Here is a 23,094-nt window from a genome sequence, read left to right as displayed (position 1 = left end):
CGCGATCGCGTGTCTTGCCTTTCGAAGGCGAGTGCGCCGCGCCCGATTGGCCGACCCGGTGGGTGCGGACGGTCATTCAGACGGCCGATGGCATCGGCCGGCGCGCGGCCGGCAACCGCATCATCAAACGATCGACCGGCATCCAGCGCGACAGGTGGCGCGCAGGCCGGCTCGCCGAGAGGAGCGCAGCCTCGATCGCGCCGGGACCCTGGCTGCGCTGAAAGCGAAACAAGGCGAGAGCCGCGAGGGCAAAGCCGAAGACGATCATCAGCTGAAACAGCGGAGCCAGCGCATGGGCGCTATCTTCGATGGCCACGACGGCCTGAACGAAGCCGACGATGAGAAGGATTCCGGCGCCAAGTCCGAGCGCCGACGTCGACCGCTTCGGGGGAACGCCAAGCGCAAATCCGAAAAAGGGGACGAGGATGATGAAGGCGGCGGTGACAAACCGGCTGCCCAGGGCAGCGCGCGCCGCATTGCGCTCGGCGCCCGTTCGTCCGCCGACAGCGGCGCCGATCAGATCGCCCAGCATGAGGCGATCGTTGCGATGGCGCGCCGTCCCGCGGGCCAGCTTTGGGGCGAGCAGCTGGACGGGCATCTTCAATGCTTTGAAGGACGCAATTTCGAGCCGGCCGGCCGATCGGGTGACGATGACATGGCCGTCGGATAGCCGCAGCAGCACCTCGCCGCGCCCGCCGTTGATGACCCTTCCGGCCCGGGCAGCGACGGTCAGGTCCGGATTGCGAAGAAAAAGACCCCGAAATTCGCCGGTACGCCGATCGACGGCGTCGACGTGAAACACCGTGTCGGGGCGAGGACGAAGAAACTCGCCCGGCGCGATCGACAAGCCGAGATTGCCGAGCGCGATCGATGTGCCGAGCGCGTCGAGCCGCTGCTCGCCAGCCGGTTCGACATAGGCGCGTAGTCCGGCATGCAGCATGGCAACCGCAAGCGCCAACAGCAGCGGAACGCGGAGCAGCCGTGCCGGCGACAAACCGATTGATGCAAAGATATCGAGTTCGCCGCTGATTGCAAAACCCCGAAAGGCAACCGCCACCGCCACGAACACCGAGATCAGGAGGCCGATGCCGAGATATTCTGGAACGAGATAGACCATGAGCTTGATCAGGACCGCGACCGGCTGCTCGACATTGTCGAGCAAGCCCATCAGCCGCCGACTATTCTCCAGGCTCAGCAGCAGAATGACCACCGCGCCGGTGGCGAGAAAGGGGAGCGCCAACCGCCGCGCGATATAGAGATCAATAGCTGGCATCAGGCGGCAGAGCGCAGAGGCATAGCGAGCAGCTGATAATGGCAAAAAAGTGCCGCGAAATGATCGTCGATGCGCGGTGTGTCGGGCGCGCGCCGGGCGGCGGCCGCGCGTAGCCGGCTGCGATCGCGCGCGAGGAGCCGCCCGATCGCCCGCGCCGCGGCGCTCGCATCGCCAGCCGCGTAGAGCTCGCCGTTGTCGTCGCCGACAAAATCGGACGCGCCGCCCGCATCGGGCGCGATCAGCGGCAACCCCGACGCCGCAGCCTCCGCCGCCACGAGGCCGAAGGTTTCGGCCTCGCATCCATGAATCAGCGCGTCGGCGCTCGCCATGAGCTTGGCGAGAAGGAGACGATCGGCAATCGGGGCAAGAAGATGGACATGCGGATTGTTGCCGATGTGACGCACGAGCCGCCCCCGGTCGCGGCCGTCGCCGACAAGGACGAGACCGATCGGGCGATGTTGCGATGCCGCAAGGCATGCGTCGACAACGAGCGGCCAGCGCTTTTCGGCACTGTGACGGCCCACGCCGATGAGCAGGCTCGCGCTTTCGGGAAGTGCGCAGCGCGCCAGAAGATCGCGGCGCAGGTCGGCATCGCGATGCACGGGAGAAAACAGGCCCGGGTCGACCCCCATTGGAATTGTCGCGACGCCTGCCACGCCGCCCGTGAGCAGCCGCGCCGAAAGATGACGATTGGCACTGACAACACAATCGAAGCGCTCGCCGAGGCGGCGCAAATGACGCCAGAAGAGGTCGAAGCTCCTGTCGATCGTTTCACGGCTGCCGAAGCGGCCGAACCAGCGATAGGGATAGGCCGCCAGTGGATCGGCGTGCATGACGAGGGACCGCGGTGCGCTCCCCTGCCAGCCCGCGACGATGCTCGCGGTGCGCCAGGGCGACGAGGCCTCGACGAAATCGGGGCGTTCGGCGTCGAGACGGGCATGCACTGCCGCCACATCGTCGAAATAACGATAGCGGCGGTCGACGAGCAGGTGCGGGCTCGCGATATGGACGATCCGGCCGCCGCCGGGGCGCAGCTCGACATGATCGTGCGAGCCGGGGGCAATGACGACGACCTCGTGCCCCAGCGAAGCGCCGAGCGCGAGTTTGCGATCAATATAGGTTTTCACGCCGCCGCCGTGCGGCGTGTAAAAGGCGCAGACATCGGCGATTTTCATTTGCGCTCCAGGGGGCGATATTTGAGCCCGCTCAGATAGGTCATGACGATCTGGGCGCGTGTCGGCCCCGCTCCCACTAGGACCGAAGCGGCCGCGGCCGTCGGTTTCGACCAGCCGAGCTTCGGATTGCCGCCGAAGCCAAGGCCATCGGACAATTTGTCCCATTTGAGATTACGGTTCCGGTCGTGCAGGACCGACAGGCTGTAGCGGCCGGGTCCAGGGACACGCAGACACAGGGTCACCGGCCCGGATGCCGGCAGGTCCAGATCGACGCGGCGGAACAATTTATGCGCGTTGATCAGGACCGCATCGTCGGCGAGAAAGTCGCTGTCATTGTCGGGATAGAGCTCGGCCCGAACCAATCCCTTGCGATCCTTGAGCCCGGTTATCCCGACAAGCAGGGCCGGGCCGGCTTCATTCGGCCGGCACACCGCCTCGGCCTTGCCGAGCGAGGCATCGGGTCGGACCGGCCCCGCTGCGGCGAGCAGCAAAAGCGAAAGCGGCGCGATTGCGTGCCTCATGCCCGGTGCGCCGTGGCCAGTTCGGTCAAGGTCAGGACGGCGCCGAGCGCGAGATGCACGAGCAGCGTCAGGCCGGCGATCATCGCGATCAACGGGCCGAGCGCGCCGTCATGACCGATCAGGAAAATTGCAACGCTGGCGAAAACCAGATCCTTGTTGGGAACGAAGGGGAGCCGCGTCACGAGCAGTTGCAGGGTCGCGAGGATGAGCAGCCAGCCCATCGAAACCATCGGCAGCGCGCTGTGCCACATGAGGCCCAACAGAAATGTCGTCAGCAGCAAACGCCCGATGTGAACCCCGAATATCATGCGCAGTTCGGCGCGGGGCAGCGAGAAGATGCGATGCCGGAAGGCGAGGAGCGCGAGCGACATCCCGATCATCAGAGCCGCCGACAGGGCCACGGTGCGACCATGGAATTCAGGGGCCATGCGGCCGATGGCAGGCCAAGCAAGCGCGAGCATGGCCAGGGTCATGAGATTGCCCGCGACGGCCGACAGGATGCTGACATCCTTGATGGCGCCGAAGGGCGCCGCCGCCATCGTCGCGCGACGCCGCGCCCAGCCGTAGAAATAGGCCTCGCCGCTATAGCCGAACAGGATTTCGTTGCTGACGAGCTTGCGCAACAGGGCGGCAAAACCAGCGGTCGGGATATTCCACAAGCGCCGAAAGATCACCCATTCGGAGGCAGGCAGGGCAAGATAATAGGCCGAAAAGCCTATCCAGAAGATCGGCGAGGCGGGCACGCCTCGCAACAGGTCGCTGAAGCCGACACTGGCCAATTTCGAGCCGAGCGCCGCGAGGAGCGCGAGCGACAGGCCCAGGGAGAGAAATTTCTGCCAAGGTTGTCGCTCCCGAAGCAGTGGCCGGAGGCGCTCGGTCCATGTCCCCGGGTTTGTGCGCAAAGCTCGAGAGGCCATCGATCACCTTTTGGCAGCGGTTCCTGGGGGAGTGACGCCAGGCGCGCGCATAATCCGCACCATGGCCTTCGAAAAATCATCCGGGCACGAGATCGCGGTATGGCGATGGCCGATGCGAGCGCGCAAAGGCCGCGAGAGCGCGCGCAATTTCGGCCAGGAGGCGCGGCGAATCGACATCATGCGGGTGGACCGCAAGGCGAACGGTTTGCGCCCGCGCGAGCAGCCTTGTCGCAAGCTGCGACCAGAGGATCGAACTTGCAATGCGCGCAGCCGAACGGCTGGCATAGGTGACGACTGGTCCCCTTGCGAGGACCGCCGAGGTCTGCGGGTTCCAGACACGGAAATGATCCTCGATCATGCAGATGTTCTGCGCCGCAAGCGCGGCAATACTGTCCTCGCCGTAGAGCCAGGCCGGCGCGACGAAGCCGGCGATCGGCCGGCCAATGAGCTGTTCGATCATGTCGCGGCCCGCGGCGATCCTCGTTTCGGCATCGCGGGTCGACAATCCCAGAAATTCGCCTTCGCCCGCGGTCATCCGCGCCGCCTTCCACCGCGCGCTGGCACTGTGGTGGCGGCTCTCGTCGAGATGGGTGAAGCCGTGGAGGAATATCTCGCATCCGGCATTCGACCAGTCGCGCAAACGGCGCCCGAACCCGGAGTCGGCCGTCAGCAATCCTTGCCGGTGAAAGTCGGGGACGACGAGCAGCGCAAAGCGCCCCGGCCCCACCGCTTCCTCAACGAGCGGTACGAGGCGGTCGAGCCGCGCCGCATGGACCGGTGCGACGTCATGGATCGAGGCCAGCAGGCGGCGCGAGGATCTCATGCGGCAAGCCGGTCGAAGAGCGCCAGATAATCCTTTGCCGATGCACCGAGTTTATGACGATCGGTCAGCTCGCGCGCGGCACCGGTCGAGGGGCGCGCCCGGCGGAGCCGCGCGACGATCGCCGCGGCGATGGCCTCGGGTTGGCGCTGCCGGACGACGGCGCCCAGCTCGGACGACCGGAAGATTTCGGGCAGCGCGAGCGAACAATCGGTCGTCACGATCGGAACGCCGGCCGCGATCGCTTCGACGAGGACCGCAGGATAGCCTTCGTAATGCGAACTCATCAAATAGAGATCAGCTTGCGCCAGATAGGGTGCGATGTCGGGAACATGGCCCGGCATCTCGACCCGCGACGCGACCCCCAGCCGCCGCGCTTCGCGTTCGAGGCGGCCGCGCAGAGGGCCTTCGCCGAGAATGAGCAGCCGCGCTTTCAGCGCGACCGGCAGTTCGGCAAAAGCCTGTATGGCGGTGAGCAAATCCTTTTGCGGCGCCAGTCGCGCGGCGCACAGAATGAGCGGCGCGGGTTCATGGCCGGCGCGGCTTTGCGGTACAGCGATATCGTCCTCGAGGATGGGCTCGGCTATTTCGGCGAGCGCGTGGCCGGGAAACACCGATCGCGCCTCCGCGAGCAGCGACGGCGACATCGCGACCAGCACGTCCGCCGGGGCGGCGGCGAGGCGGATGGCGGCGTCGGCAAGCCCGCGCACGAGGCGCCGGACGCCACCGCGGCGAATCGGGTTGCTAAGCTTGCTGACGAAGACCGGTCTTTTCGTGAAACGCTGACGTCCGAGGAAGGCGAGGATGATGAGGTGAAAATTACCTGGCGAGAACAGGATGTCGGGGGCTGCGGCACGGACGAGTCGTGCCATGCGCCAGCCGAGTTGGGCGCGCGACCAGGGGCTGCGCTTTGTCTCGGGCGAACAAGACAGGACCGTCACGCCGGCTCGGACCAATGTGCGCGCCGCGCCTCTCTCGGTGCCGCAGATGATGGTGACGCGGCGTCCCATCTCGGCCCAGCGGTTGGCGAGGCGAATGGCGATCCGCTCGCTTCCTCCGGTCGAGAAATCGTGGAGGATGATGGCAATGTGGCTGGCGTGGGTCATGTCAGAATTTCTGCCTCAGGAAGATCTGGACGCGCGCGTCCCGGTGCTGAACATCGCGGTCCTGCTGCTGTCGAAAATCGATGCCGACCGACAGGCGCTCGGGGTCGCCCGCTGGATGCAAGCCGGCGGTCAGCCCCCAACCGCGAACCGCGCGGGGCGCGCCGCCAGCGAGGTCGGCGATACGCTCGACGGGGGTCCGGTTCTTCGCTGGACCGGCGTCGAACAAGCTCGCAGCGAAATCGAAGCGATTGTCGCGGGACCAGTGCAGCGCGATTGCGCGCTCGTCGGTGCGATAATTTCTGTGCGGGCTGACGATGAACGCGGGACGTCGGCGCTCAACCGCAAAGGTTGCGCCAAGCGACAGCGTGTCGCGCGCAGATATCTGCTGGGCCGCGCCCAGCTGAATCGCCAACAGCCCGAAATGCCGATATTCGAAACTTTGCGGGGCAGATGTCGCGGGGAGCGAACGCGCGCGCATCGCAGTCAGCTTGAACTCGCCGTCTGTCCACTCGGCGGTGGCCGACCGGACCTTCATTGGTCCGAGCGCTGCGATATCGGAGACAGGCGCGGTCGAACCGTTCAGTAAGGACAACATCGACGATGTGGGGACCGGCGCGATGGGGAGCCGCGCCGAGCTAGGCAGTCGATCGCGGGCGATGAGCGCGGCGTGGGTCACCGCAATGCTCGGCGATGCCTCCTGCGCGAGTGCCGCAAAGGGAAGTATCAGCGCAGCCATCGCTGCAGCACGGGCCGCAATCACCGTCATCGCATATCCCCTGGGCAAGCTCCGGCGCCTGCCAGTCAGGCGTCCGGAAGGTCTGACGCCATCAGGCCGCGATTCCCGCACCGGCTGCGCAAAGTGCGGATCGCTGCGCACCGCGGCGTCAATCAGCAATTCTCGAAGCGGAAGGGATCGCCAGGATGGAGACGAAGATCATGCGCGTGGGCGGACTGATGGCGATGGCGCCGCTGCTACTCGGAGGTCTCGCCCCTCGTGCCGCCGCGAGCGAGCCGCGGCGTCCCGCTCCACCGGCGGCGTCCGCACTTTCGATCATGGCCTACAATGTGAAGGGCCTGCCCTGGCCCATCGCCTCCGATCGCACCGCCGACTTCACGCGCATCGAAGCGCGTCTGCTCGCGATGCGCGCGCGCAACGCGCAGCCGCATGTAATCATCCTGCAGGAGGCCTTTACCGCGCCGGCCAAAGCGATCGCGCGTCGTAGCGGCTATCGCTATATTGTCGAAGGTCCGTCTCGCGATCTGCAGAGCATGGTGAAGCCGCGCGCGAGCGACCGGCCCTTCATCGACGGCGCGAGCTTCTTCAAGGGCGAGCGTTCGGGCAAACAAGTCGGCTCGGGGTTGATCCTGGCGTCGGACTATCCGATCCTGTCGGTGCATCGCGAGGCTTTCCCCGCCTTTGCTTGCGCGGGTTATGACTGCCTCGCCAACAAGGGCATGCTGATGGTGACGATCAAGGTGCCGGGCAGCGCAACGCCGGTGACAGTGGTCACCACCCATATGAACAGCAAGAAATCCTCGGGCGTCGCCCAGACCCGTTCGCTCTACGCTTATCGGCGGCAGGTCGAGGCGATCGACGCCTTTCTCACCCGCTACCGCAATCCCGACCAGCCTGTCATATTGGCCGGCGATTTCAACGCCAGCTCGGCCGAGCGGCGCTCATTCCTGACCGCGCACAGCGCGGCGAACTGGACCACGAAGCGGCGCCTGTCGATCGACAACGCGCTCCAGCATTGCCTGAAATCGGACGCGCCCTGCGGACGCGCGGTCCCGGCTATCGCCGCCACTGTCTTCCAGAAAGGGCGTGATTGGCAATTTTTCTCGCCCGGCTATCGCGCTTCGATCCAGGCCATCGCGATGGCGGTGCCGTTCGGCCGCGAGCGCGACGGCACGATGTTTTCAGACCATGTCGGTTATCGCGTGACCTATCGCCTGACGCAGGCGTTCAGGTCCCCAGCGCATCGGCGGCGCCCGCTCTCCTGATCGGCCCGGCGTCCACGGTCAGCCGGCCGGTGCAGGCTCGCGCGGCGCCAGCGCCAGCAGGACGGCTGGCAGGAAGAAGAGCACCAGCGGCACCGCGGCAATCAGGCCGAAAATGATCGCCGTGGCGAGGGGTTGCTGAAGTCCGGCGCCGCGGCTCAGCCCGAGCGCGAGCGGCGCGAGCGTCAGCACCGCGATCAACGCAGACATCAGGATTGGGCGCAGCCTCTTCTTCCCGGCTTCGAGCAACATCGCCGCGGTGAGCGGCTTGTCTCTTTCGATCTCGGCGAGGAAGAAGATGACGAGTTCGGCGACCATGCCCACCACCATCGTCAGCCCCATGAGCGCGGAAATATTGAGTTCGATTCCCATGACCCACAGTCCGATCATCACCGCCGCCGCGGTGAGGAGCACCGTCGCGATCGCGGCGGCCGTCCAGCCGGCGCGTTCGAACAGAAGGGTAATCAGCAACGCGCTGAGCAGCAGAGCAGCCCCGAACACCAACGCAAGGTCGGCGAAGCTCTTCTGCTGCTCTGCATAAAGCCCGCCATATTCGACGCGGACCGAGGTCGGGAGTTTGAGCTGGCCGACCGCGCTCTGGATTTCTGTCATGGCCGAGCCGAGATCGCGGCCCTCGAGCCGCGCGGTAACCGCGATATAGGGGGCGAGATTTTCGCGCGTGAGCTGCTTCTGTCCGCTCTGGACCGAGACGGTGGCGACCGCCGCCAGGCGAATGCTGCTGCCGTCCGGTGCGACGAGCGGGAGGTTCTCGATCCGTGCGACATCGTTTCGCAGGTCCTGCGGCGCGCGCACCCGAACGTCGATCAGCTGCGCACCGATGCGGACCTGCGTCGCGGCCGTGCCGCCGATCGCGGTTTCGAGCTGCGCGGCGATGCTGTCGGGATCGAGCCCATATTGGGCTGCTGCACCTGGATCGACCGCGATGCTGATCGCGTCGCCAGCGACGCGCAGGCCGTCGACCACCTCGACGACCCCCGATATCTTGCCGATGCGCTCGCCGATCGTCTTCGCCGCCGCTTCGAGCGCTGCGGTATCGTCGCCGAAGAGCTTCACCTCGATCGGCTGGGGCACTGCCGTCAGATCGCCGATCAGATCCTCCATCAGCTGGATCAGCTCGACCTCGAGCCCCGGCACCTCGGCTGCGATCTTCTCGCGCATACCGGTCATCACAGCCTCGATATCGCGCCGCGAGCCGCCCTTGAGCCGGATGAAATAATCGCCCTCATCGGCTTCGGTCAGGCCGCCGCCGAGTTGGATCCCGGTCCGCCGCGAGTAGCTCGCCACTTCCGGGGTCGCGCTGATGATCGTCTCGACACGCCGCAGCAGGGCGTCGGTATCCTCGAGCGACGCACCCGATTGGGCCTTGTAGTCGAGGACGAAGCCGCCTTCGTCCATCTTCGGCATGAACCCCGAAGGGACATTGCGCCAGGCGGCGTAGCCGCTGACCGCCAGAACCGCCCCGACGACCGCCGCAAACAGGACAGGCCGGCCAAAGGCGCGCGCACTCGCGCGGCCGTAGCGGGCGAGCAGCGGGTCGAGGATGGCGTTGGCCCGGTCGGCGGACTCCGCGTCCTTCTGGCGCAGCCAATGAGCGGCGACCAAGGGAATTACGAAGCGCGCGAAGAGCAGGGAAATGAGCAGCGCAGCGACCATCGTGACGGCCAGCGCCTGGAAAAAGCCCCCGGTCACCCCGCTGATGAAGGCGAGGGGAAGGAAGACGACGATCGTCGCCATGGTCGATCCGAGCAGAGGCATGCCCATTTCGGCGGCAGCGCCGAGGAGCGACTGCGGATCGCTCAGCCGCTGCTCCTGCATCCGCCGCATCATATGTTCGAGCATCACCACCGCATCGTCGACGACAAGGCCGACGGCGGCCGCCATGCCGCCCAGCGTCATCATGTTGAAGCTCATCCCGAGCGCGAAGAGAAGCAGACAGGTTGCCGCGAGGACCGCGGGCAACATCAGCCCGGTGATGACCATCAGCCGTCCCGAGCGGAGGAATACGAAAAGCACGATTCCGGCGAGCACCGCGCCCATCAGTATCGCATCGCGCACCGCATTGGCCGCGCCTACGACAAGTTCGGACTGGTCGTAGAAGGTGGTGACCTTGACCGACGGCGGCAGGCGGAGCGCGGCGAGGCGCGCATCGACCGCGCGCACGATCGCCACGGTATCGCCTTTGAGCGCCTGGCGGACGTTGACCAGCACTGCCTGCTTGCCGTCCGAGGTCACCCGGCTGAACGCCGGAGCGGTCGAGGGCGTGATTGTCGCGATCTGCCCGAGTGTGACAACCCCCGAGCCGCCTGCCGCCGCCTTGACCGGGACCGCCGCGAGATCGCTTGCATCGGCGACGCGGTTTTCGAGCAGGACCAGATAGAGACGGTGCCGATCCTCGATCTTGCCGAGACCACGCACCATATTGGCCTTGCCGAGCGTTGCCACGACGTCGCTCAGGCTGATGCCGAGCGACTGCAGCCGCGATGGATCGACCTCGACTGCAAATTCACGGGGGCTGCTACCGAGGATATCGACGCCGGCAACGCCTTCGACCGAGGTCAACGCCGGCAGGATCTTGAGTTCCGCAAGGGTACGAAGCGCCTCGGGGCTAAGACTGTCCGAGGTCAAGGCAAAGCCGGTGACCGGAAAGATCGTGGGATCCGAGCGCCGGACGTTGAAGCGCGTCCCCGTCGGCAGGGTCGGCAGCAACGTGGCAAGCGCGCCTTGCGTCGATTGCGCCGCGGCGACCATATCGTCGCCCCATTGAAAGTTGAGCGCGACTTCGGCGCTACCGCGGCTCGTGACCGAGCGGACCCCGGTCACGCCCGGGACGGCGCGCAGCCCGATCTCGATCGGGCGGGTGATCTCGGCTTCCATCTGCGCCGCGTCGCGATCCCCGGCATCGACCGAGACGACGACGCGCGGATAGTCGATGTTGGGGAAGAGCCCGACGGGAACGCGGGTCGCGGATACCACGCCTGCGAGGGTGAGCAGGATCACCGCGAGCCAGATCGACCGCGCATGTTTGCTGATGACGTCGGTCACTTCTTCGCGGCCTGGATGCGGACTTTCATGCCATCCTCGAGCGCGGTGACGCCGACCGTGGCGACGCGGTCACCCGGCTTCAACCCGGACGTAACGGCGATCCGGTCGCCGGTGCGCGGACCGGCAACGATATCGCGCCGCTTGGCGACATTCTGGACGATGGCGAAAACGAAGGGCTGGCCGCCATCGTCGAGCAAGGCAGCATAGGGTATGGTCATGCCGCCGGCGATATTGGCGAGGAGCACGCGGCCGGTCAGGCTCTCGCCCGCACCGACACCGCTTTCATCGGGTATCTGGACATAGACCGACGCCAATTTGGTAACCGGGTCGACGACGCTGTCGACCGACAATATGGGGACGTTGAAGGCCGCTTTGCTGCCTGCCGCGGTGATTTCGACATAGCTGGGCTGGGGGATGCGCCGCGCGATCGCGGGATCGACGCCGAAGCGGGCACGCAGATCGCCCTCCTTGACGAGCGAGACGATCGTCGCACCGGCGGCGACGAGTTCGCCTGCGCTGGCACCGATGACCTCGACGGTGCCGCTCGCGGGCGCGCGAAGGACCAGTGCGCTATTGCGGGTGGCCAGGCTTGCGCGCGACGCATCGGCGGCCTGTTTGGCAGCGCGCGCCGTCTCGACCTCGGCGTCGCTCACCAATCCATCAGCTCGGAGACGCCGCGCGCGGGCATGCGCCAGATCGGCGGCATTGGCCGTTGCGGAAGCCGTCGCAAGATCGAGCCGAGCGGTCGGGCTGGGGCTCAGGCGGACGAGAATCTGGCCGCGCTTCACCTGACTCCCGACTGGCGCGTCGATCGCCTGGACCAGCGCCTCCATCGGCGCCGACAGCGTATATTTACCTGCGCCATTGGCCTCGGCGGCGCCATAAAGCGTTAGCTTTTCGTCGATGGCGCCGGTGGTTACGGCGGCGACATCGATCGTCGCTACAGGGTCGGGCGCCGCGGTATCGGCAGGGGACTGGCAGCCACTCAGCATGAGGCCACAAGCGAGCGGCAGGGCAAGAAGTTTGCGGCTGATCATAGGGTCCAAGCTTCCTGGGGGGCGCCGACAAGCAGTTCGAGCGCGATGGTCTGTTCGGCGATCGCCTGTTCGGACTGGAGGAGCAGCAATTGGCGGTCGCGCAGGCTCTGCTCGGCGACCTCGGCGGTCGCGAGCGCGAGATCGCCGCGCTGTGCGGCCCGGCGGCTCGCCAACGCGAAGGTCGCGAGCGCCGGCATCCCGGCGCGCAGGAGCGCATATTGCTGGCGCGCGATCGCAAGCCCTGATGCGGCGGCGGCGATATCAGCGCGGGTCTGGAACAGGCGCGCGTCATATTCCTGCCGCAGCGCCTCACGGGTGGCTTCGGCGACGGCAATGCCGCCGCGGTTGCGGTTCCACAGCGGCAAGGTGAAGCCGATCGAAGGGCCGATGAGCTTGTTGCCACCGGTATCGCGCGCGCCGCTGATGGTAAGATCCAGAGTGGGGAACTGGTCGAGGATGGCGCGGCGAACGGCGGCTTCCTGCGCGTCATAACCGGCGCGCAAGGCCGCCAGATCGTCGCGGCCGGTCAGCGCGAGAGTGAGGAGGCGATCGGCATCGGGAACCAGCGCCGGGAGCGGCGCGGGCGCTAGCCGCAGCGCGTAGGCCGGCGGCAGGCCGAGCAGGCGATGCAGTTCGGAGCGCGCGGTCGCGAGATTCGTCTGGGCGCTGCGAAAATTGCTCTGGGCATCGAGCGCGGCAATGCGCGATGACTGGACCTGATCGGGCGCGATGTCGCCGCGGCCCGCCGCTTTCAGATAGCGCCCGAGCAGCGCCTCGCTGGCATCCGCGCTGGTGGCCGCATTGGCGAGCGCCTGCTCGAGCGCCAAAACGCGCACCGCCTGCAGCCGCGCATTGCAGGCGGTCTGCCATTCGGCCCAGGCCAGGTCGAGCCGAACCTGCCGCGCCTCGGCGACCGCTTGGGCGCGCTGTACCTTTTGGGTGCGCAGCGCATTGAGGCTGAAACCGAGCGCGCCGGCGATATTGTCGAGCGGATCGGGACCCGAGAGAATATGATCGACGCCGAAACTGAAGCTGGGATCGGGAAGCAGCCCCGCGGCGAAGACTTGCGCGTCCCGCACGCCGGCGCGGGCGCGCTGCGCCTTGAGTTCCGGGTTGGCGATCACCGCGAGTATCGCGATGCCATTGGGATCGAGCGGGGCCGACAGGTCGAGCGCCACGGGTTTCAGATAGGGCCGGTCGATATGCGCGGCGTCGCGCGACAAGAGGTCGGCAATTGGCGCCTGTAGAGCCGGCGCGGACATGGGATCGGCAGCGAGTGGTCGCGGTTCAAAATGGGCGCAAGCCCCCAGCGGCAGGAGCAGCAATATGGGCGGTGACAGCCGAAACCATTTGGTCATGCTCGAACGATAGCCCCTTCGCTTCCGGCTGCCCACCACTAACGCCTCGACATCATGCGGGAATGCTGGAGCGTGCAGAGTGGACATTGGGCTGTTGACGCCGCCAGGCGAGAAAGCCCGCATCGGAAAAAGAAAATCCGCCGAAATCTGAAGCCTCCGCCATTTGGCGCTTGCCGCGCGAGAAGCTGTTTGAGCGGCGCACACATCGATCAAGCGACGCCGAGGCAATCGCGGAGCGTCGCCGTTCGTCGACAAAGGCCGCAAGGATTGCAACGGCGGGTGCCTCGTCCATGTTCAATATGCCTTCGAGCGCGACTCTTGCTGGCGGGGTGTGATATTAGCTGCTTTGTCCGCATTGGTTCGACCAGCCGAAGAGGAGCTTCGGCTGATTATATGGGACATTGCGTATACCGCGCATCACTTGCGGAACTTATCGACCGCGAGACAGCAGCACTCTCGCATCGCCGCCATCGAAATCCCCCCCACCCAAGGAGCATCCTCATGATCAAGCCCGGCTTAGCAATATTTGCGACAGCGCTTATGCTCTCGGCCTGTGGCGGCAAGAACGACACGGGCGGGAAGGCCGACATGCCGGAACCGGCGCCAAGCCAGGCCATGGCAAGCAACCAAGCGAAAGTTGCCGCGGCCCTGTCTGCAGCGGGCGAACCCTTCGAGACATTGACCGAGACGGCATTTACCGCGACGCCGGCCGAGCTCGACACGTCGATACTGGCGGCAGAAGCGGCGGCTGGCACGTTGAAACCCATGGTTCCCCCTGCCTTGTCAGCGAGCCTGCAAACACATCTTGCTGCGGTCCGCCGCGCGCGAAAATCCGACCAGAGAGTCGATCTCGCGCTCGCCTCGATTGAGGGCTTTCGCAGCATTGTGAGCGCGGTTCCCGGCACACCTGCGGTGCCGATTGATGTCAGCCTGCTCGATTATGCCGGCTTTCGTTATGATGCCGATGCACAGGCCAAGCCGCCGCGTTGGGACGACATGGCAGCAGCCACCACCTATGCGCGCGAACGGTGGGCAAAGATTTCCGGGTTGGCGCCTCTCGCCAAGCTGCGGACCCGGTTTGACGATGGGCTGACTGCGATGGAAGCGGCGGTCAAAGCGCACGATGTCACCCGGGCCCGGGCGGCGGCGAAGGCCGAGCTGGACATGGTCGATGAGCTGGAGACCGCATTTCAAGCACCGAAGTGACTTTCCAGAACGGCCGTGATTTGTGCGTCCCGTTCAAACGCTGACGACGACCGTTAATCGGATCGTGTCGCAGTCAACTTCGCCAGACGTCGTGGCAGGTCTGATGCGATCTTCTGTTGCTGATGCGGACGGGCCTTCTTCCAGCCCCGGCATTCCTGCTTGGTGCGGCCGCAGGCGCGGCACCAACCGGTGCGCCCGTCAAACGAACAGATTTCGACGCACGGCGATTTCATCGGATCTCGACCGTGAGATGGGCGAGTTCATGCACCGGCTTGAGCCGCCCCCGGATCATTTCCTGATCAATCCCGGGTCCGGACGCGACACTGACAATGCCGGCATGCGCTTCCGGCCCAATTCTCCAGACGTGCAAATCGGTAATGCGGGCACCGCCCGGACCGTCCAGCAGGTCGCGCACCTCGCCCGCCACCTGCTCATCGCTTGCGTCAAGCAGCACCGACGCGGTGTCGCGCATGAGCGACCAGGACCAGCGTGCGATCACGATGGCACCGACAATACCCATGACCGGATCGAGCCAGATCCAGCCGAGATATCGACCGGCCAGCAGGGCCGCGATCGCAAGAACCGAAGTAAGCGCATCAGCGAGCACATGGGCGTAGGCCGATCGCAGATTATTGTCCTGACCTTTGCCACCATGCCCATGATCGTGCCCATGATGATCGTGATGCCCATGACCATGTGAATGACCATGGGCGTGGCCACCGGACAGCAGGAATGCGCTGACAATGTTCACGCCTAGCCCGACAATCGCGATCACCGTGGCTTCTCCAAACGCGACACGGATCGGCTGATACAGACGCAAGACGGATTCGATCCCGATCCCGAGCGCAACGAGACCGAGAATGAGCGCCGAAGCAAAACCGGCAAGATCGCCGACCTTACCGGTGCCGAAGCTGAAGCGACGGTCGGACGCGTGGCGCTTGGCGTAAGAATAGGCGGCCGCCGCCACGCTCAACGCGCCCGCGTGGGTCGCCATGTGGAAGCCGTCGGCCAGCAGGGCCATCGAGCCCGTCACATAGCCTGCGATGATCTCGCCCACCATCATGACCGCCGTAAGCGCGACGACCCACAGGGTGCGCCGCGCATTCTCGTCATGCGACGCGCCCAGGAAGACGTGATTGTGCTCGAGCGTGTCGATGTTGCGCGTCTCTGCCATGGGTGGCTCTACTTCACGTACCGACGGATGACCGTCATCAGTTCTTCAGCGCCCTTTTTCCGCTCGGCGTCCGACAGGCCGGGCTTGGCGACATGCTCGTCGAGATGATCGACGACGATTTCGTCGAGCAGGCCATTCACGGCGCCGCGCACGGCGGCGACGAGATGCAGAATCTCCGCGCAACCGGCGTCCCGATCGAGCCCTCGCTCGACGGCCGAAACCTGGCCGGCGATCCGTTTGACGCGGGCCAAGAGGTCGCCCTTCTTTTCGATCATATGTCCCATAGGGTAGCCCCCTAGCCTATATGGGAACATGGCGCCAGCCGATATCGCTGCAAAACTCCACTAGGGCTGCGAATGCGCCGCGGCCCCGGCCCCGTCCGCAACAATGCCAGCAAGGAGCCGCGCGCTCAAAGTCCGAATGCTGCGCCGCAGCTTCCAAAGCGCGCAGCGTGTTTAGCAAGATTGATCGAGATCCACGGCATGTCCCTAAAAAAATTGGCCTCTAGCCCGAGAAATCATCCGTTGGTCAGCCGCTCAATTGGAGGTTAGATGCCGTCAGGAGAAATTTTCCGGTGGCGATCCGAGGTGAGGAAGCAGGACAATGCGGAATGCGGGGCGGATCGGAGTTTCATTGCGGCGAAGCCTGACTCTAGCAGGCCTTTTGTGCGTTCAAGGCTTCGTTGTTGGCTGCAGCGAGGCTGAGACGCTTATCTCTGACGCTAAGGGCCTGACAAAGGTGACCGAGGCGGCAAGCGTTGAGGGCAGGAAGGAGGGCGTGTGGCAACCCCCGGCGGGCCATCAGCAGACGCCATTGTGGCCTAGAGCCGCGCCGAACATGGAAGATGTCAAACTTCCTCCCGAGTATAGCGAAACGGCAACGAATCCGAAACGCTTCGCCGGACGTCCGGTTACCGGCGTCTTCAACGTTACTGTGCCCACTCTCACGGTGTTTCCAGCCAAACAACCCGGCAATGGCGCCGCGATGCTGGTTTTTCCCGGCGGAGGATTTTCCAAGCTCGCGATCGATCTGGAAGGTAGTGAAGTTTGCGATTGGCTGACTTCAAGAGGCACTATCTGCGTGCTCGTCAAATACCGCGTTCCCAAAAGCAACCACCATTATGATGAAGGCTGCCATTGTGCAGTGACGCCCAAGCACCTCCTTGCGTTGCAGGACGCCCAGCGTGCAATACGCCTGGTGCGCTCGCGCGCCAGTGAGCTCAAGATCAACCCCCGCAAGATCGGTGTCATCGGCTTCTCGGCGGGAGGGTATCTGGTCGCGCAGACCAGCAATATATTCGAACCTGCCTATCAGCCAGTCGACGAAATAGACAAAGTGAGCAGCCGGCCCGATTTTGCCATCGCAATGTTCCCGGGCCACCTGTGCAGAGCGGGGGGCTCGCTTGATCCTGGAATCAAAGTCACCAAGATGACCCCGCCGACATTTCTTCTTCAGGCTTGGGACGATCCTGTCGATCCGATTTGCAACAGCACCGTCTATGCGCGAGCGCTGGACGAGGCAGGCGTTCCAGCAGAAGTCCATCTCTTTGCCAAGGGAGGTCACGCCTTCGCCATGCGCCCGCTGGGTCATCCCGTTGAGAGATGGCCGACGCTCGTGGAAGATTGGCTCAAGGACACAGGAATTCTTTGAGCAAATGGGGCAAGCAATCGTGCTCGATGAGCGCGCCTGCACTTCATCTCCCCGGAATGTTTGCTACTCAGGGAATTCGCTGGTCTTGGCCGATCGGAGATCACCGGGCTTCTGGCTGAAACCAATCGAACGCCGACATCGGTTTGAACTCCGGGGTATCTTTTGGCGCTGCCGTACAATTATCGGTCGGCTCGCGACGCTATCCGCGCCGTGCGACCCAGAAGAGCTCTTCCTTTCAGGGAACAGAGATCTTCATCTGACGCCCGCACGGTTTCGATCGCGCGGGCGTCTTTTTTGGCGCACAGCCGTCAGCGGTTTGAACGAACAAAATATGGGCGATCAAGCCTGACCGACGCGAGGATGACGCCGCCGTTCCGTCGCAAATCCACGATCGGTCGCGATAAAGCGCTCGATCATCGGCACCGCGATCTTTTCCGGCGCCATAGGCGCCGCGAGGCCATTGGCCTTCGCATGCACCTCGGCATAGACGAGCAATTCGCGATGGAGGGATCCCGGCAATTCGATCGTAAGCTTCACCGGCTTGTCGTCGGCGATCGGACCAAGTCTGAGCCTGCTCACGACGCGCCTCCTTCAGGCTCAAGGATCAGATCGCGGGTTACGAGGACGCGCAGCGCGAAGCCGGGGCGAATGGTGAGGGTCGGCGGGACATTCATCTGGCGCTCGACGAGGCGCCGGCCCGACTGGTTGACCGTATCCTGCGACCCGTCGCGAAGCGCACGCACGATCGCGTCATCGCCGTCGGAGCCAAGTTCGGCGCCGACACCGAGCAAGGTGGAAATGAGCGCGGCGCGCAGCATCGATCCCCAATGATGGTCGGTGCGATCGGCAACTCCTGCCATGCCGCGTGCATCGGCGCCGGGCTGGCGATCGAGCCGAATCGACCGGCCGCCGGGCAGTATCAGCCGGTCCCAGGCAAGCAGCACGCGCTCCTGCCCCGAAGCGATTTCGCTGTCATATTCGCCGATAAGCCGCGCGCCCTGGGGAATGAGCAGGATGCGACCGGTCGGGCTGTCATAGACATTTTGCGTCACCTGCGCGGTCACCTGTCCCGGCAGATCGGACCTTATTCCGGTGATCAACGCTGCCGGGATCAGGCTTCCGGCTTGGAGGATATTGGGCGAGCTCGGCTTGCGGATACGTTCGGCACTTTCGGCGGGCGTCCGGGCGCTGCCTTCGATAAAGGCGCGGCGTGCCGTCGTCGCGGTTCGCGCGCGCGCCTCGGGTGCCGCCGGGTCGCCGACCGGACGATCGATCAACCCCGGTAGCGCGTCGGCCACTGACGCAGGCGACGAACCGCCGCCAAGAAAGAGCCGGCTCGTCTGCGCGCTCTCACGCTCCTGCCGCGCGCGCTCGCGCGCTTCGTCGGCCAGCGACCGTCCGTCGGGCGGCGTCTGTTCGATCGGCGGCACGGGGACGATTTCCCCGTTCTGCTGCGCCGCCACGATCGGTCTGCCAAGGTCCCCGGGCAGCGGCGGCCCAAGCTTCGGCACCTTGCCATAGTCGGCGGGCGCGCCCGTGACGACCTCGGCGGGGTTGGCTGTATCGGCCGAATAGAGATTCTCTGCCGTCTTGGGCGCCGAGGGTTGCAGCGCCCAGAGCAAGGCGCCGCCGATCGCAATGCCGCCGACCGCACCGATGCTCGCCAGCGTCTTGCGCGACAGCCGCATCACCCGCGGCGGGTCGCCGCGCAGGCGGAAGGCGTCGATGCCCGGCGGCTGCGCAGCGCGATATTCGTCGCCCGGCTCTTCGGCGGGCGGCACGGCCTGATCCTCGCGCTCGGTCATGACCGGCCCCGGCGGCGCGGTATCTCGCGCTCGATCCGGACGGTCCGCGCCTGTTTCCCGGCCCCCAAGCGGAGTTCGCCGCGCTCGAACAGGCGGTCGACGATCATGTAGCGCCCCTGCACCCGGTAGTTGACGAGTTCGGCTTCGCCGCTGCGGCCGATGACGAACAGCGGCGGCATGTCGCCCGATGCGATATCTGCGCCAAACTCGATGAAGAGCTGGCGCGTGTCGTCGAACGCGCGGACCGGGCGCCAATCGACCTTGTCGCCCGCAATCCGGTAGCGGAAATTGAGCGCCGCCAGATCGATCGCCCCGGCTACGGGCGCGGCGCGCGCCGCCTCGGCCTCGGCGACTTGCAAGGCGATGAGCTCGTCGGCGGGATAGGTCCAGGAGACCGACGCCATATAGGATGCGGCGGTCGCGCGCAGTTCGACATGATAGGTGCGACGGTCGGTGTTGATGATCGGTTCGCTGTCCTTGGCCTTGCGACCGTTGGGGATGATCGCGATCGGTGCGGTGACGCTGAGCGTGGCAAGCGTGCCTTCGAAGCTGCCGTCCGTCTTAACGGTGAGATTTGCGATGGTGGCCATGTAATTTCTCCTGAATCGTCGGGGCCTATCCCCGATGGCGCCCAAGGGAGGGCCCGCGAGCGGCCGTCACCGAGCGAGAGCGAGGGTGAACCCCGAACGGGGTTGACGGCACAGGCGCGTCGAGGCCCGCAGAAAGGCGACTGAGGGGGAAGGTGCAGGTCGATCGGGAGGCGGATAGCCAACATTCGAACCGTCACGGCGGCTATTCTTCAGGCTTTTTGCGCCAGGCCGTCACCAGCCCGGCAAGTGCGGACAGCAAGGCGGCCAATGCGCCCAACAGCGCGACGAGGTCATTCACTTCCATCATAGCTCCTTTCATCGGGAACTATGGCAGGTCGCTTTCCGGCGTCGCAGTGGGCAATTTCGCGCACATTTTTGGAGACACAAGCTCGACCATCAGATCGGGAGCGATCATTGGCATGCGAGTCCAGCCGGAGAGTATCCGCCATCGCTCTGCATGTTCGATGGCTTCCCAGATCCAGATTTCGCAGTTCCAAAGCAGGACGAGCAACCAGTCCGCATCGCCCAGCGCGTAAAGGTCCTTTTCATGATCCTCGAGTATCTGGTTGATGCCGTGAACCATGTGGATGACGGACCGCGATTGCACAAATCCGCGCGCAACCAGATCCCTTTCTTTCTGGATCGGGTCTGCCGGAACGACACTCTCTTTCAGATCGAAGCTCTCCGACCATCCGGGTAGATTGTTTCGAATGATGCGCCGTGCGCTTGGCATGGCTCGCTGCCAGATCTCGGTTCGAAGGGTTGCGTGTCCTCCCGTGTGGCTCCGTTCGAACGGATCCTCGCCCGCGCTTTTCATTCGGTAGGCGATATCGTTAGCGTTGAACATCGCGCTCACCATCTGGCTTCCGACGATGTCGAATGCCGCGAAGCGGCGCATGATACGGCGGCGGCCACGTTCCACCGCGCCTTCGAAACGGCGCTGGCGGGGCGTGTTGAAGCGGGGCGCGGCGAGCGCGGCACGGACCTCGCGCAGACCGCGAACCCGCCTCCAGTTCCACATATAATATTCCCAGAACGCCTCAGTGAGGCGGCATCCTCGTTCGCCGGGCTGGCCTTCGCCTAGCTCGGGGTAAGCCATCAGCGCGAGGTACATTCGTGCTGCTTCGAAGGCGTTGTCGGGAAATTCGACCTTCGGCTCGAAGGCGATTGCGCCGCGTTCAGCCATCGGTCGTCGCCCGATCCATTCCGTCAGCGTCAGCCCTGCGAGACTTCGGCATATCGCTCGGCGTCCTGCATGGTGAACGGCGCCCCAATGAAATGGCCGTCTTTCGGGAAATTGTGTGAGGCCCCGATCCACCAGCCATTGAAACCAAGGACTTCAAGGATATCGCGAATGACGGGTCCAGCATCGAGACTTGTACCGCCTCCCCATGCAAGCAGCATTTCTGCCGCAGCGTCGATTTTCGCCATTTTTTCTCCTGGCACCGTCAAGCGAAAGAACCGCTTGAGCTGTTCGCGATCCGCGTCGGTGCCCGCACCGCCGGGTGCGATGGCAGACAGATATTTGAGGAACAAATATCCGGTTGTCGCCACTTTCGGTTTCATCCGTTTGAGTTCGGTGCGGACGCTCTTGTAGGTTTGTCCATCTGAATCGCAGTAAAATTTGGATGGATCGAGCCCCGCAGCCACGAATGCCGGGAACATTCGATGATGCTGAAGCTCATTGTCAAGCGCCTGCACGACATGTTGGACCATGTCGTTGTCATCCACACGTAGCATCGTCAGATGTTGGCGAAATCCCTTCAGCTTCAAGTCGGCGTGGAGGAGTTCGTGCATCAGGCTTTCGGAAGGGTGAGCCGTGCGCGCCACGGAGATGGTCGTCCCCAAGGCGGTTGTCTCGCTGCCCCAAGTCTCCTCGGGAGAGACGTCTATGGTGATGGTGGAGCGCGCGTCGACCGCCTGATAGAGGACGTCGGTCTGGGGATTGGCTGCGCGAGCATCCGCAACCAATTTCAAAGCGTCGTTCAGGTTCATATTTGCTTGGTGGACGGCTGCGATCGGATTGACAACATATCTGATAACCTCGCCATGTTTCAGTGAAAATCATGACTCCGGATGCGGAGCGGCGCATCGCGCGAATCCGGTCCTCCTCCGTTCCGCGCGCCATCCCCGCGACCGGGTGCGATCGACACTTCACCCTGCGCGATCGACCGCAGCATCGCATCATGATCGACGATCCGGTCGCAGATGATGTGGATGACCTCGCCCTCCTTCTGGAGCCGGCCGCGCATCCCGATCATCGAGGCCGACATGACTTGGCGCCGGAAGATGTCGAAGCGATGCCGTTGGCGATCCCCGTCTCGTCCTCGATCGTAACGAAGAGCACACCCTTCGCCGACCCGGGCCGCTGTCGGACGAGAATGACGTCGGCGACCTCGATATTGCGCCCGTCTCGGATCGACGCGAGATCGGCGCAGCGGAAGATCCCCATCGTGCCGAGCTTATCGCGCAGGAAACTCAGCGGATGCCCTCCAGAGAATGACGCGCTCTTGGCGAGCCCGCAGCGGGGCGGCGTGCGATGCGCGTCAGTGCCTAGCCGCCGCCCCGCAAGGAAAGCGAGCCGAGTGCGCCGCGCGGCCCGACATCAGCGCGCGCCCTGGCCGAGCGTGCCGAGGCCAGAGTGCGCTCATCAGATGCCGCGCTCAGTTGGGGGCTTTCAACCGCCTGAGGCGCTGGTAGACTTTGTGTTCAAGAGGAGCGAAAACGATGCCGACTCTATTCGAGCTATCCAAACCGGAAAATCAGGCGCGATTTCACAGGGAACTTGCAGAGCAATTTCCGGACGCGCTGTACGGTTCGAGACGAGATTTTAGCGCCAAGCTGGCTGGAGAATTCGATGCCGCTTTGGCCACAGGGTCGGAAGAGGCGATGCAAAATATAATCGAGACGCATCCCTACCTTCTGCAATATGCATTCCGGACGACTGGTCATCACGGGACATGGGCATATGCCAAACGGTGGATTCGGACCAATCAGGTAAACGGCCAGCGCGGTCTCATTCCTGACTTTATAGCGGCCATGAGCAACTCGCTCGGCTATAGTTGGCAGATCATCGAGCTAAAACGGCCTGACGTCCAGTTCGCGAACAAGCGCGGCGACGGGCTTAGTACGGAAGCACATAAAGCACTTGCTCAGTGCGGCGAATATATGAGCCACTTCGCGAACTACATCGAGAATGTCCGCGTGAATGTCGGAAACGAACGCATAAAACAGCCGGATGGTGTGACGATCGTGATGGGGGATTCTCGCCTGGAGAATGAAGCGCAGCGAAAGGTAAGGGTAGGCTTCCAAGACCTAAGCCCGAAGATATCGATCGCCACCTATGATCGTCTGCGGCGTGGACTGCTGAACGATGTGATGCCGTCCGCGCTCGAAACGCC

Annotated in this window: 24 protein-coding genes and 1 pseudogene; 4 read left to right on the top strand and 21 right to left on the bottom strand. The window is 64.5% G+C overall.

Going from position 1 to position 23,094, the window contains the following annotated elements; all coding sequences use genetic code 11:
- Nucleotides 1-76: 76 nt before the first annotated feature.
- The 7 genes from QOL68_RS07425 to QOL68_RS07395 form a co-directional block, all read right to left on the bottom strand.
- Entirely contained in the window at nucleotides 77-1,273 is a 1,197-nt protein-coding gene (locus QOL68_RS07425) for an LptF/LptG family permease (protein ID WP_282949233.1), read from the bottom strand.
- Nucleotides 1,273-2,448 carry a glycosyltransferase gene (locus tag QOL68_RS07420; protein ID WP_282949234.1) on the bottom strand — a complete coding sequence of 392 codons (1,176 nt, stop codon included), beginning with the start codon at nucleotides 2,446-2,448 and terminating at the stop codon, nucleotides 1,273-1,275. Before QOL68_RS07420 ends, QOL68_RS07425 begins: the two co-directional genes overlap by 1 nt.
- Nucleotides 2,445-2,969: a DUF2141 domain-containing protein gene (locus QOL68_RS07415; protein WP_282949235.1), complete on the bottom strand. Its 525-nt coding sequence runs from the start codon at nucleotides 2,967-2,969 to the stop codon at nucleotides 2,445-2,447. The genes QOL68_RS07420 and QOL68_RS07415 overlap by 4 nt, the downstream gene beginning before the upstream one ends.
- On the bottom strand, nucleotides 2,966-3,748 hold the full coding sequence (locus QOL68_RS07410; RefSeq protein ID WP_283404286.1) for a hypothetical protein: 783 nt from the start codon (nucleotides 3,746-3,748) through the stop codon (nucleotides 2,966-2,968). The genes QOL68_RS07415 and QOL68_RS07410 overlap by 4 nt, the downstream gene beginning before the upstream one ends.
- A 214-nt stretch (nucleotides 3,749-3,962) precedes the next feature.
- On the bottom strand, nucleotides 3,963-4,709 hold the full coding sequence (locus QOL68_RS07405; protein WP_282949237.1) for a DUF2334 domain-containing protein: 747 nt from the start codon (nucleotides 4,707-4,709) through the stop codon (nucleotides 3,963-3,965).
- Entirely contained in the window at nucleotides 4,706-5,812 is a 1,107-nt protein-coding gene (locus QOL68_RS07400; protein ID WP_282949238.1) for a glycosyltransferase, read from the bottom strand. The genes QOL68_RS07405 and QOL68_RS07400 overlap by 4 nt, the downstream gene beginning before the upstream one ends.
- Nucleotide 5,813: 1 nt before the next feature.
- Nucleotides 5,814-6,578 (bottom strand): hypothetical protein, encoded by a 765-nt coding sequence (locus QOL68_RS07395; protein WP_282949239.1) that lies wholly within the window; start codon nucleotides 6,576-6,578, stop codon nucleotides 5,814-5,816.
- A 155-nt stretch (nucleotides 6,579-6,733) separates the two neighbouring features.
- Here QOL68_RS07395 and QOL68_RS07390 point away from each other — a divergent pair, with 155 nt between their 5' ends.
- A complete protein-coding gene (locus QOL68_RS07390; protein ID WP_282949240.1) occupies nucleotides 6,734-7,813 on the top strand; it encodes an endonuclease/exonuclease/phosphatase family protein in 1,080 nt (359 codons plus the stop codon).
- Between the two features lie 18 nt (nucleotides 7,814-7,831).
- Here QOL68_RS07390 and QOL68_RS07385 read toward each other — a convergent pair whose 3' ends face one another.
- The 4 genes from QOL68_RS07385 to QOL68_RS07370 form a co-directional block, all read right to left on the bottom strand.
- Nucleotides 7,832-10,873 carry an efflux RND transporter permease subunit gene (locus QOL68_RS07385; protein WP_282949241.1) on the bottom strand — a complete coding sequence of 1,014 codons (3,042 nt, stop codon included), beginning with the start codon at nucleotides 10,871-10,873 and terminating at the stop codon, nucleotides 7,832-7,834.
- Nucleotides 10,870-11,910: an efflux RND transporter periplasmic adaptor subunit gene (locus QOL68_RS07380; RefSeq protein WP_282949242.1), complete on the bottom strand. Its 1,041-nt coding sequence runs from the start codon at nucleotides 11,908-11,910 to the stop codon at nucleotides 10,870-10,872. The genes QOL68_RS07385 and QOL68_RS07380 overlap by 4 nt, the downstream gene beginning before the upstream one ends.
- Nucleotides 11,907-13,133 (bottom strand): TolC family protein, encoded by a 1,227-nt coding sequence (locus QOL68_RS07375; protein WP_282949243.1) that lies wholly within the window; start codon nucleotides 13,131-13,133, stop codon nucleotides 11,907-11,909. The genes QOL68_RS07380 and QOL68_RS07375 overlap by 4 nt, the downstream gene beginning before the upstream one ends.
- A gap of 187 nt (nucleotides 13,134-13,320) precedes the next feature.
- Nucleotides 13,321-13,560, bottom strand: coding sequence for a hypothetical protein (locus QOL68_RS07370; protein WP_282949244.1), 240 nt, complete (start codon nucleotides 13,558-13,560; stop codon nucleotides 13,321-13,323).
- A gap of 209 nt (nucleotides 13,561-13,769) precedes the next feature.
- Between QOL68_RS07370 and QOL68_RS07365 the strand changes: the two genes are divergently transcribed.
- Nucleotides 13,770-14,474 carry a hypothetical protein gene (locus QOL68_RS07365; RefSeq protein WP_282949245.1) on the top strand — a complete coding sequence of 235 codons (705 nt, stop codon included), beginning with the start codon at nucleotides 13,770-13,772 and terminating at the stop codon, nucleotides 14,472-14,474.
- A gap of 53 nt (nucleotides 14,475-14,527) precedes the next feature.
- On the opposite strand, the gene QOL68_RS07360 is transcribed toward QOL68_RS07365, so the two are convergent.
- The 3 genes from QOL68_RS07360 to QOL68_RS07350 are packed head-to-tail and all read right to left on the bottom strand — an operon-like array spanning nucleotide 14,528 to nucleotide 15,932.
- The gene (locus QOL68_RS07360; RefSeq protein WP_282949246.1) at nucleotides 14,528-14,707 is read right to left on the bottom strand and encodes a DUF1289 domain-containing protein; all 180 of its coding nucleotides are present in this window, start codon (nucleotides 14,705-14,707) and stop codon (nucleotides 14,528-14,530) included.
- On the bottom strand, nucleotides 14,704-15,648 hold the full coding sequence (dmeF, locus tag QOL68_RS07355) for a CDF family Co(II)/Ni(II) efflux transporter DmeF (protein WP_282949247.1): 945 nt from the start codon (nucleotides 15,646-15,648) through the stop codon (nucleotides 14,704-14,706). The genes QOL68_RS07360 and dmeF overlap by 4 nt, the downstream gene beginning before the upstream one ends.
- Before the next feature lie 8 nt (nucleotides 15,649-15,656).
- Entirely contained in the window at nucleotides 15,657-15,932 is a 276-nt protein-coding gene (locus tag QOL68_RS07350) for a metal/formaldehyde-sensitive transcriptional repressor (RefSeq protein WP_105999351.1), read from the bottom strand.
- A gap of 553 nt (nucleotides 15,933-16,485) precedes the next feature.
- Between QOL68_RS07350 and QOL68_RS07345 the strand changes: the two genes are divergently transcribed.
- Nucleotides 16,486-17,298, top strand: a complete 813-nt coding sequence (locus tag QOL68_RS07345) for an alpha/beta hydrolase (protein ID WP_282949248.1) — start codon at nucleotides 16,486-16,488, stop codon at nucleotides 17,296-17,298.
- Nucleotides 17,299-17,637: 339 nt separating this feature from the next.
- Here the strand turns inward: QOL68_RS07345 and QOL68_RS07340 are convergent, their stop codons facing one another.
- From QOL68_RS07340 to QOL68_RS18945, 7 genes and pseudogenes are all read right to left on the bottom strand, one after another.
- Nucleotides 17,638-17,877 carry a DUF2274 domain-containing protein gene (locus QOL68_RS07340; protein WP_105999349.1) on the bottom strand — a complete coding sequence of 80 codons (240 nt, stop codon included), beginning with the start codon at nucleotides 17,875-17,877 and terminating at the stop codon, nucleotides 17,638-17,640.
- The gene (locus QOL68_RS07335; RefSeq protein ID WP_282949249.1) at nucleotides 17,874-19,103 is read right to left on the bottom strand and encodes a TraB/TrbI/VirB10 family type IV secretion system protein; all 1,230 of its coding nucleotides are present in this window, start codon (nucleotides 19,101-19,103) and stop codon (nucleotides 17,874-17,876) included. Before QOL68_RS07335 ends, QOL68_RS07340 begins: the two co-directional genes overlap by 4 nt.
- Nucleotides 19,100-19,567: pseudogene (locus QOL68_RS07330) on the bottom strand (TrbG/VirB9 family P-type conjugative transfer protein); the annotation flags it as partial. The gene QOL68_RS07335 and the pseudogene QOL68_RS07330, both read right to left, overlap by 4 nt.
- Before the next feature lie 451 nt (nucleotides 19,568-20,018).
- The gene (locus QOL68_RS07325; protein WP_282949251.1) at nucleotides 20,019-20,879 is read right to left on the bottom strand and encodes a hypothetical protein; all 861 of its coding nucleotides are present in this window, start codon (nucleotides 20,877-20,879) and stop codon (nucleotides 20,019-20,021) included.
- Nucleotides 20,880-20,908: 29 nt separating this feature from the next.
- Nucleotides 20,909-21,688, bottom strand: a complete 780-nt coding sequence (locus QOL68_RS07320) for a hypothetical protein (protein WP_146130863.1) — start codon at nucleotides 21,686-21,688, stop codon at nucleotides 20,909-20,911.
- A gap of 59 nt (nucleotides 21,689-21,747) precedes the next feature.
- Nucleotides 21,748-21,966 carry a hypothetical protein gene (locus tag QOL68_RS18950; protein ID WP_420822513.1) on the bottom strand — a complete coding sequence of 73 codons (219 nt, stop codon included), beginning with the start codon at nucleotides 21,964-21,966 and terminating at the stop codon, nucleotides 21,748-21,750.
- Nucleotides 21,951-22,145 (bottom strand): hypothetical protein, encoded by a 195-nt coding sequence (locus QOL68_RS18945; protein ID WP_420822512.1) that lies wholly within the window; start codon nucleotides 22,143-22,145, stop codon nucleotides 21,951-21,953. Before QOL68_RS18945 ends, QOL68_RS18950 begins: the two co-directional genes overlap by 16 nt.
- A 275-nt stretch (nucleotides 22,146-22,420) precedes the next feature.
- Here QOL68_RS18945 and QOL68_RS07310 point away from each other — a divergent pair.
- On the top strand, nucleotides 22,421-23,094 hold a 674-nt coding region (locus QOL68_RS07310), incomplete at its 3' end, for a Shedu anti-phage system protein SduA domain-containing protein (RefSeq protein ID WP_282949252.1).

The organism is Sphingopyxis sp. Geo25, assembly GCF_949769135.1.
GTDB lineage: Bacteria > Pseudomonadota > Alphaproteobacteria > Sphingomonadales > Sphingomonadaceae > Sphingopyxis.
Note: the sequence above shows the minus strand (reverse complement) of the source record. Positions and strands in the feature narration are given on the sequence as shown.

What these genes read in the sequence shown, in the direction of transcription:
- QOL68_RS07425 (WP_282949233.1), bottom strand. Translation starts at nt 1,273, where the DNA reads ATGCCAGCTATTGATCTCTATATCGCGCGGCGGTTGGCGCTCCCCTTT.
- QOL68_RS07420 (WP_282949234.1), bottom strand. Translation starts at nt 2,448, where the DNA reads ATGAAAATCGCCGATGTCTGCGCCTTTTACACGCCGCACGGCGGCGGC.
- QOL68_RS07415 (WP_282949235.1), bottom strand. Translation starts at nt 2,969, where the DNA reads ATGAGGCACGCAATCGCGCCGCTTTCGCTTTTGCTGCTCGCCGCAGCG.
- QOL68_RS07405 (WP_282949237.1), bottom strand. Translation starts at nt 4,709, where the DNA reads ATGAGATCCTCGCGCCGCCTGCTGGCCTCGATCCATGACGTCGCACCG.
- QOL68_RS07400 (WP_282949238.1), bottom strand. Translation starts at nt 5,812, where the DNA reads ATGACCCACGCCAGCCACATTGCCATCATCCTCCACGATTTCTCGACC.
- QOL68_RS07395 (WP_282949239.1), bottom strand. Translation starts at nt 6,578, where the DNA reads ATGACGGTGATTGCGGCCCGTGCTGCAGCGATGGCTGCGCTGATACTT.
- QOL68_RS07390 (WP_282949240.1), top strand. Translation starts at nt 6,734, where the DNA reads ATGGAGACGAAGATCATGCGCGTGGGCGGACTGATGGCGATGGCGCCG.
- QOL68_RS07380 (WP_282949242.1), bottom strand. Translation starts at nt 11,910, where the DNA reads ATGATCAGCCGCAAACTTCTTGCCCTGCCGCTCGCTTGTGGCCTCATG.
- QOL68_RS07370 (WP_282949244.1), bottom strand. Translation starts at nt 13,560, where the DNA reads ATGGACGAGGCACCCGCCGTTGCAATCCTTGCGGCCTTTGTCGACGAA.
- QOL68_RS07365 (WP_282949245.1), top strand. Translation starts at nt 13,770, where the DNA reads ATGATCAAGCCCGGCTTAGCAATATTTGCGACAGCGCTTATGCTCTCG.
- QOL68_RS07360 (WP_282949246.1), bottom strand. Translation starts at nt 14,707, where the DNA reads ATGAAATCGCCGTGCGTCGAAATCTGTTCGTTTGACGGGCGCACCGGT.
- dmeF (WP_282949247.1), bottom strand. Translation starts at nt 15,648, where the DNA reads ATGGCAGAGACGCGCAACATCGACACGCTCGAGCACAATCACGTCTTC.
- QOL68_RS07350 (WP_105999351.1), bottom strand. Translation starts at nt 15,932, where the DNA reads ATGGGACATATGATCGAAAAGAAGGGCGACCTCTTGGCCCGCGTCAAA.
- QOL68_RS07345 (WP_282949248.1), top strand. Translation starts at nt 16,486, where the DNA reads ATGGAAGATGTCAAACTTCCTCCCGAGTATAGCGAAACGGCAACGAAT.
- QOL68_RS07335 (WP_282949249.1), bottom strand. Translation starts at nt 19,103, where the DNA reads ATGACCGAGCGCGAGGATCAGGCCGTGCCGCCCGCCGAAGAGCCGGGC.
- QOL68_RS07325 (WP_282949251.1), bottom strand. Translation starts at nt 20,879, where the DNA reads ATGGCTGAACGCGGCGCAATCGCCTTCGAGCCGAAGGTCGAATTTCCC.
- QOL68_RS07320 (WP_146130863.1), bottom strand. Translation starts at nt 21,688, where the DNA reads ATGAACCTGAACGACGCTTTGAAATTGGTTGCGGATGCTCGCGCAGCC.
- QOL68_RS18950 (WP_420822513.1), bottom strand. Translation starts at nt 21,966, where the DNA reads ATGTCGGCCTCGATGATCGGGATGCGCGGCCGGCTCCAGAAGGAGGGC.
- QOL68_RS18945 (WP_420822512.1), bottom strand. Translation starts at nt 22,145, where the DNA reads ATGGGGATCTTCCGCTGCGCCGATCTCGCGTCGATCCGAGACGGGCGC.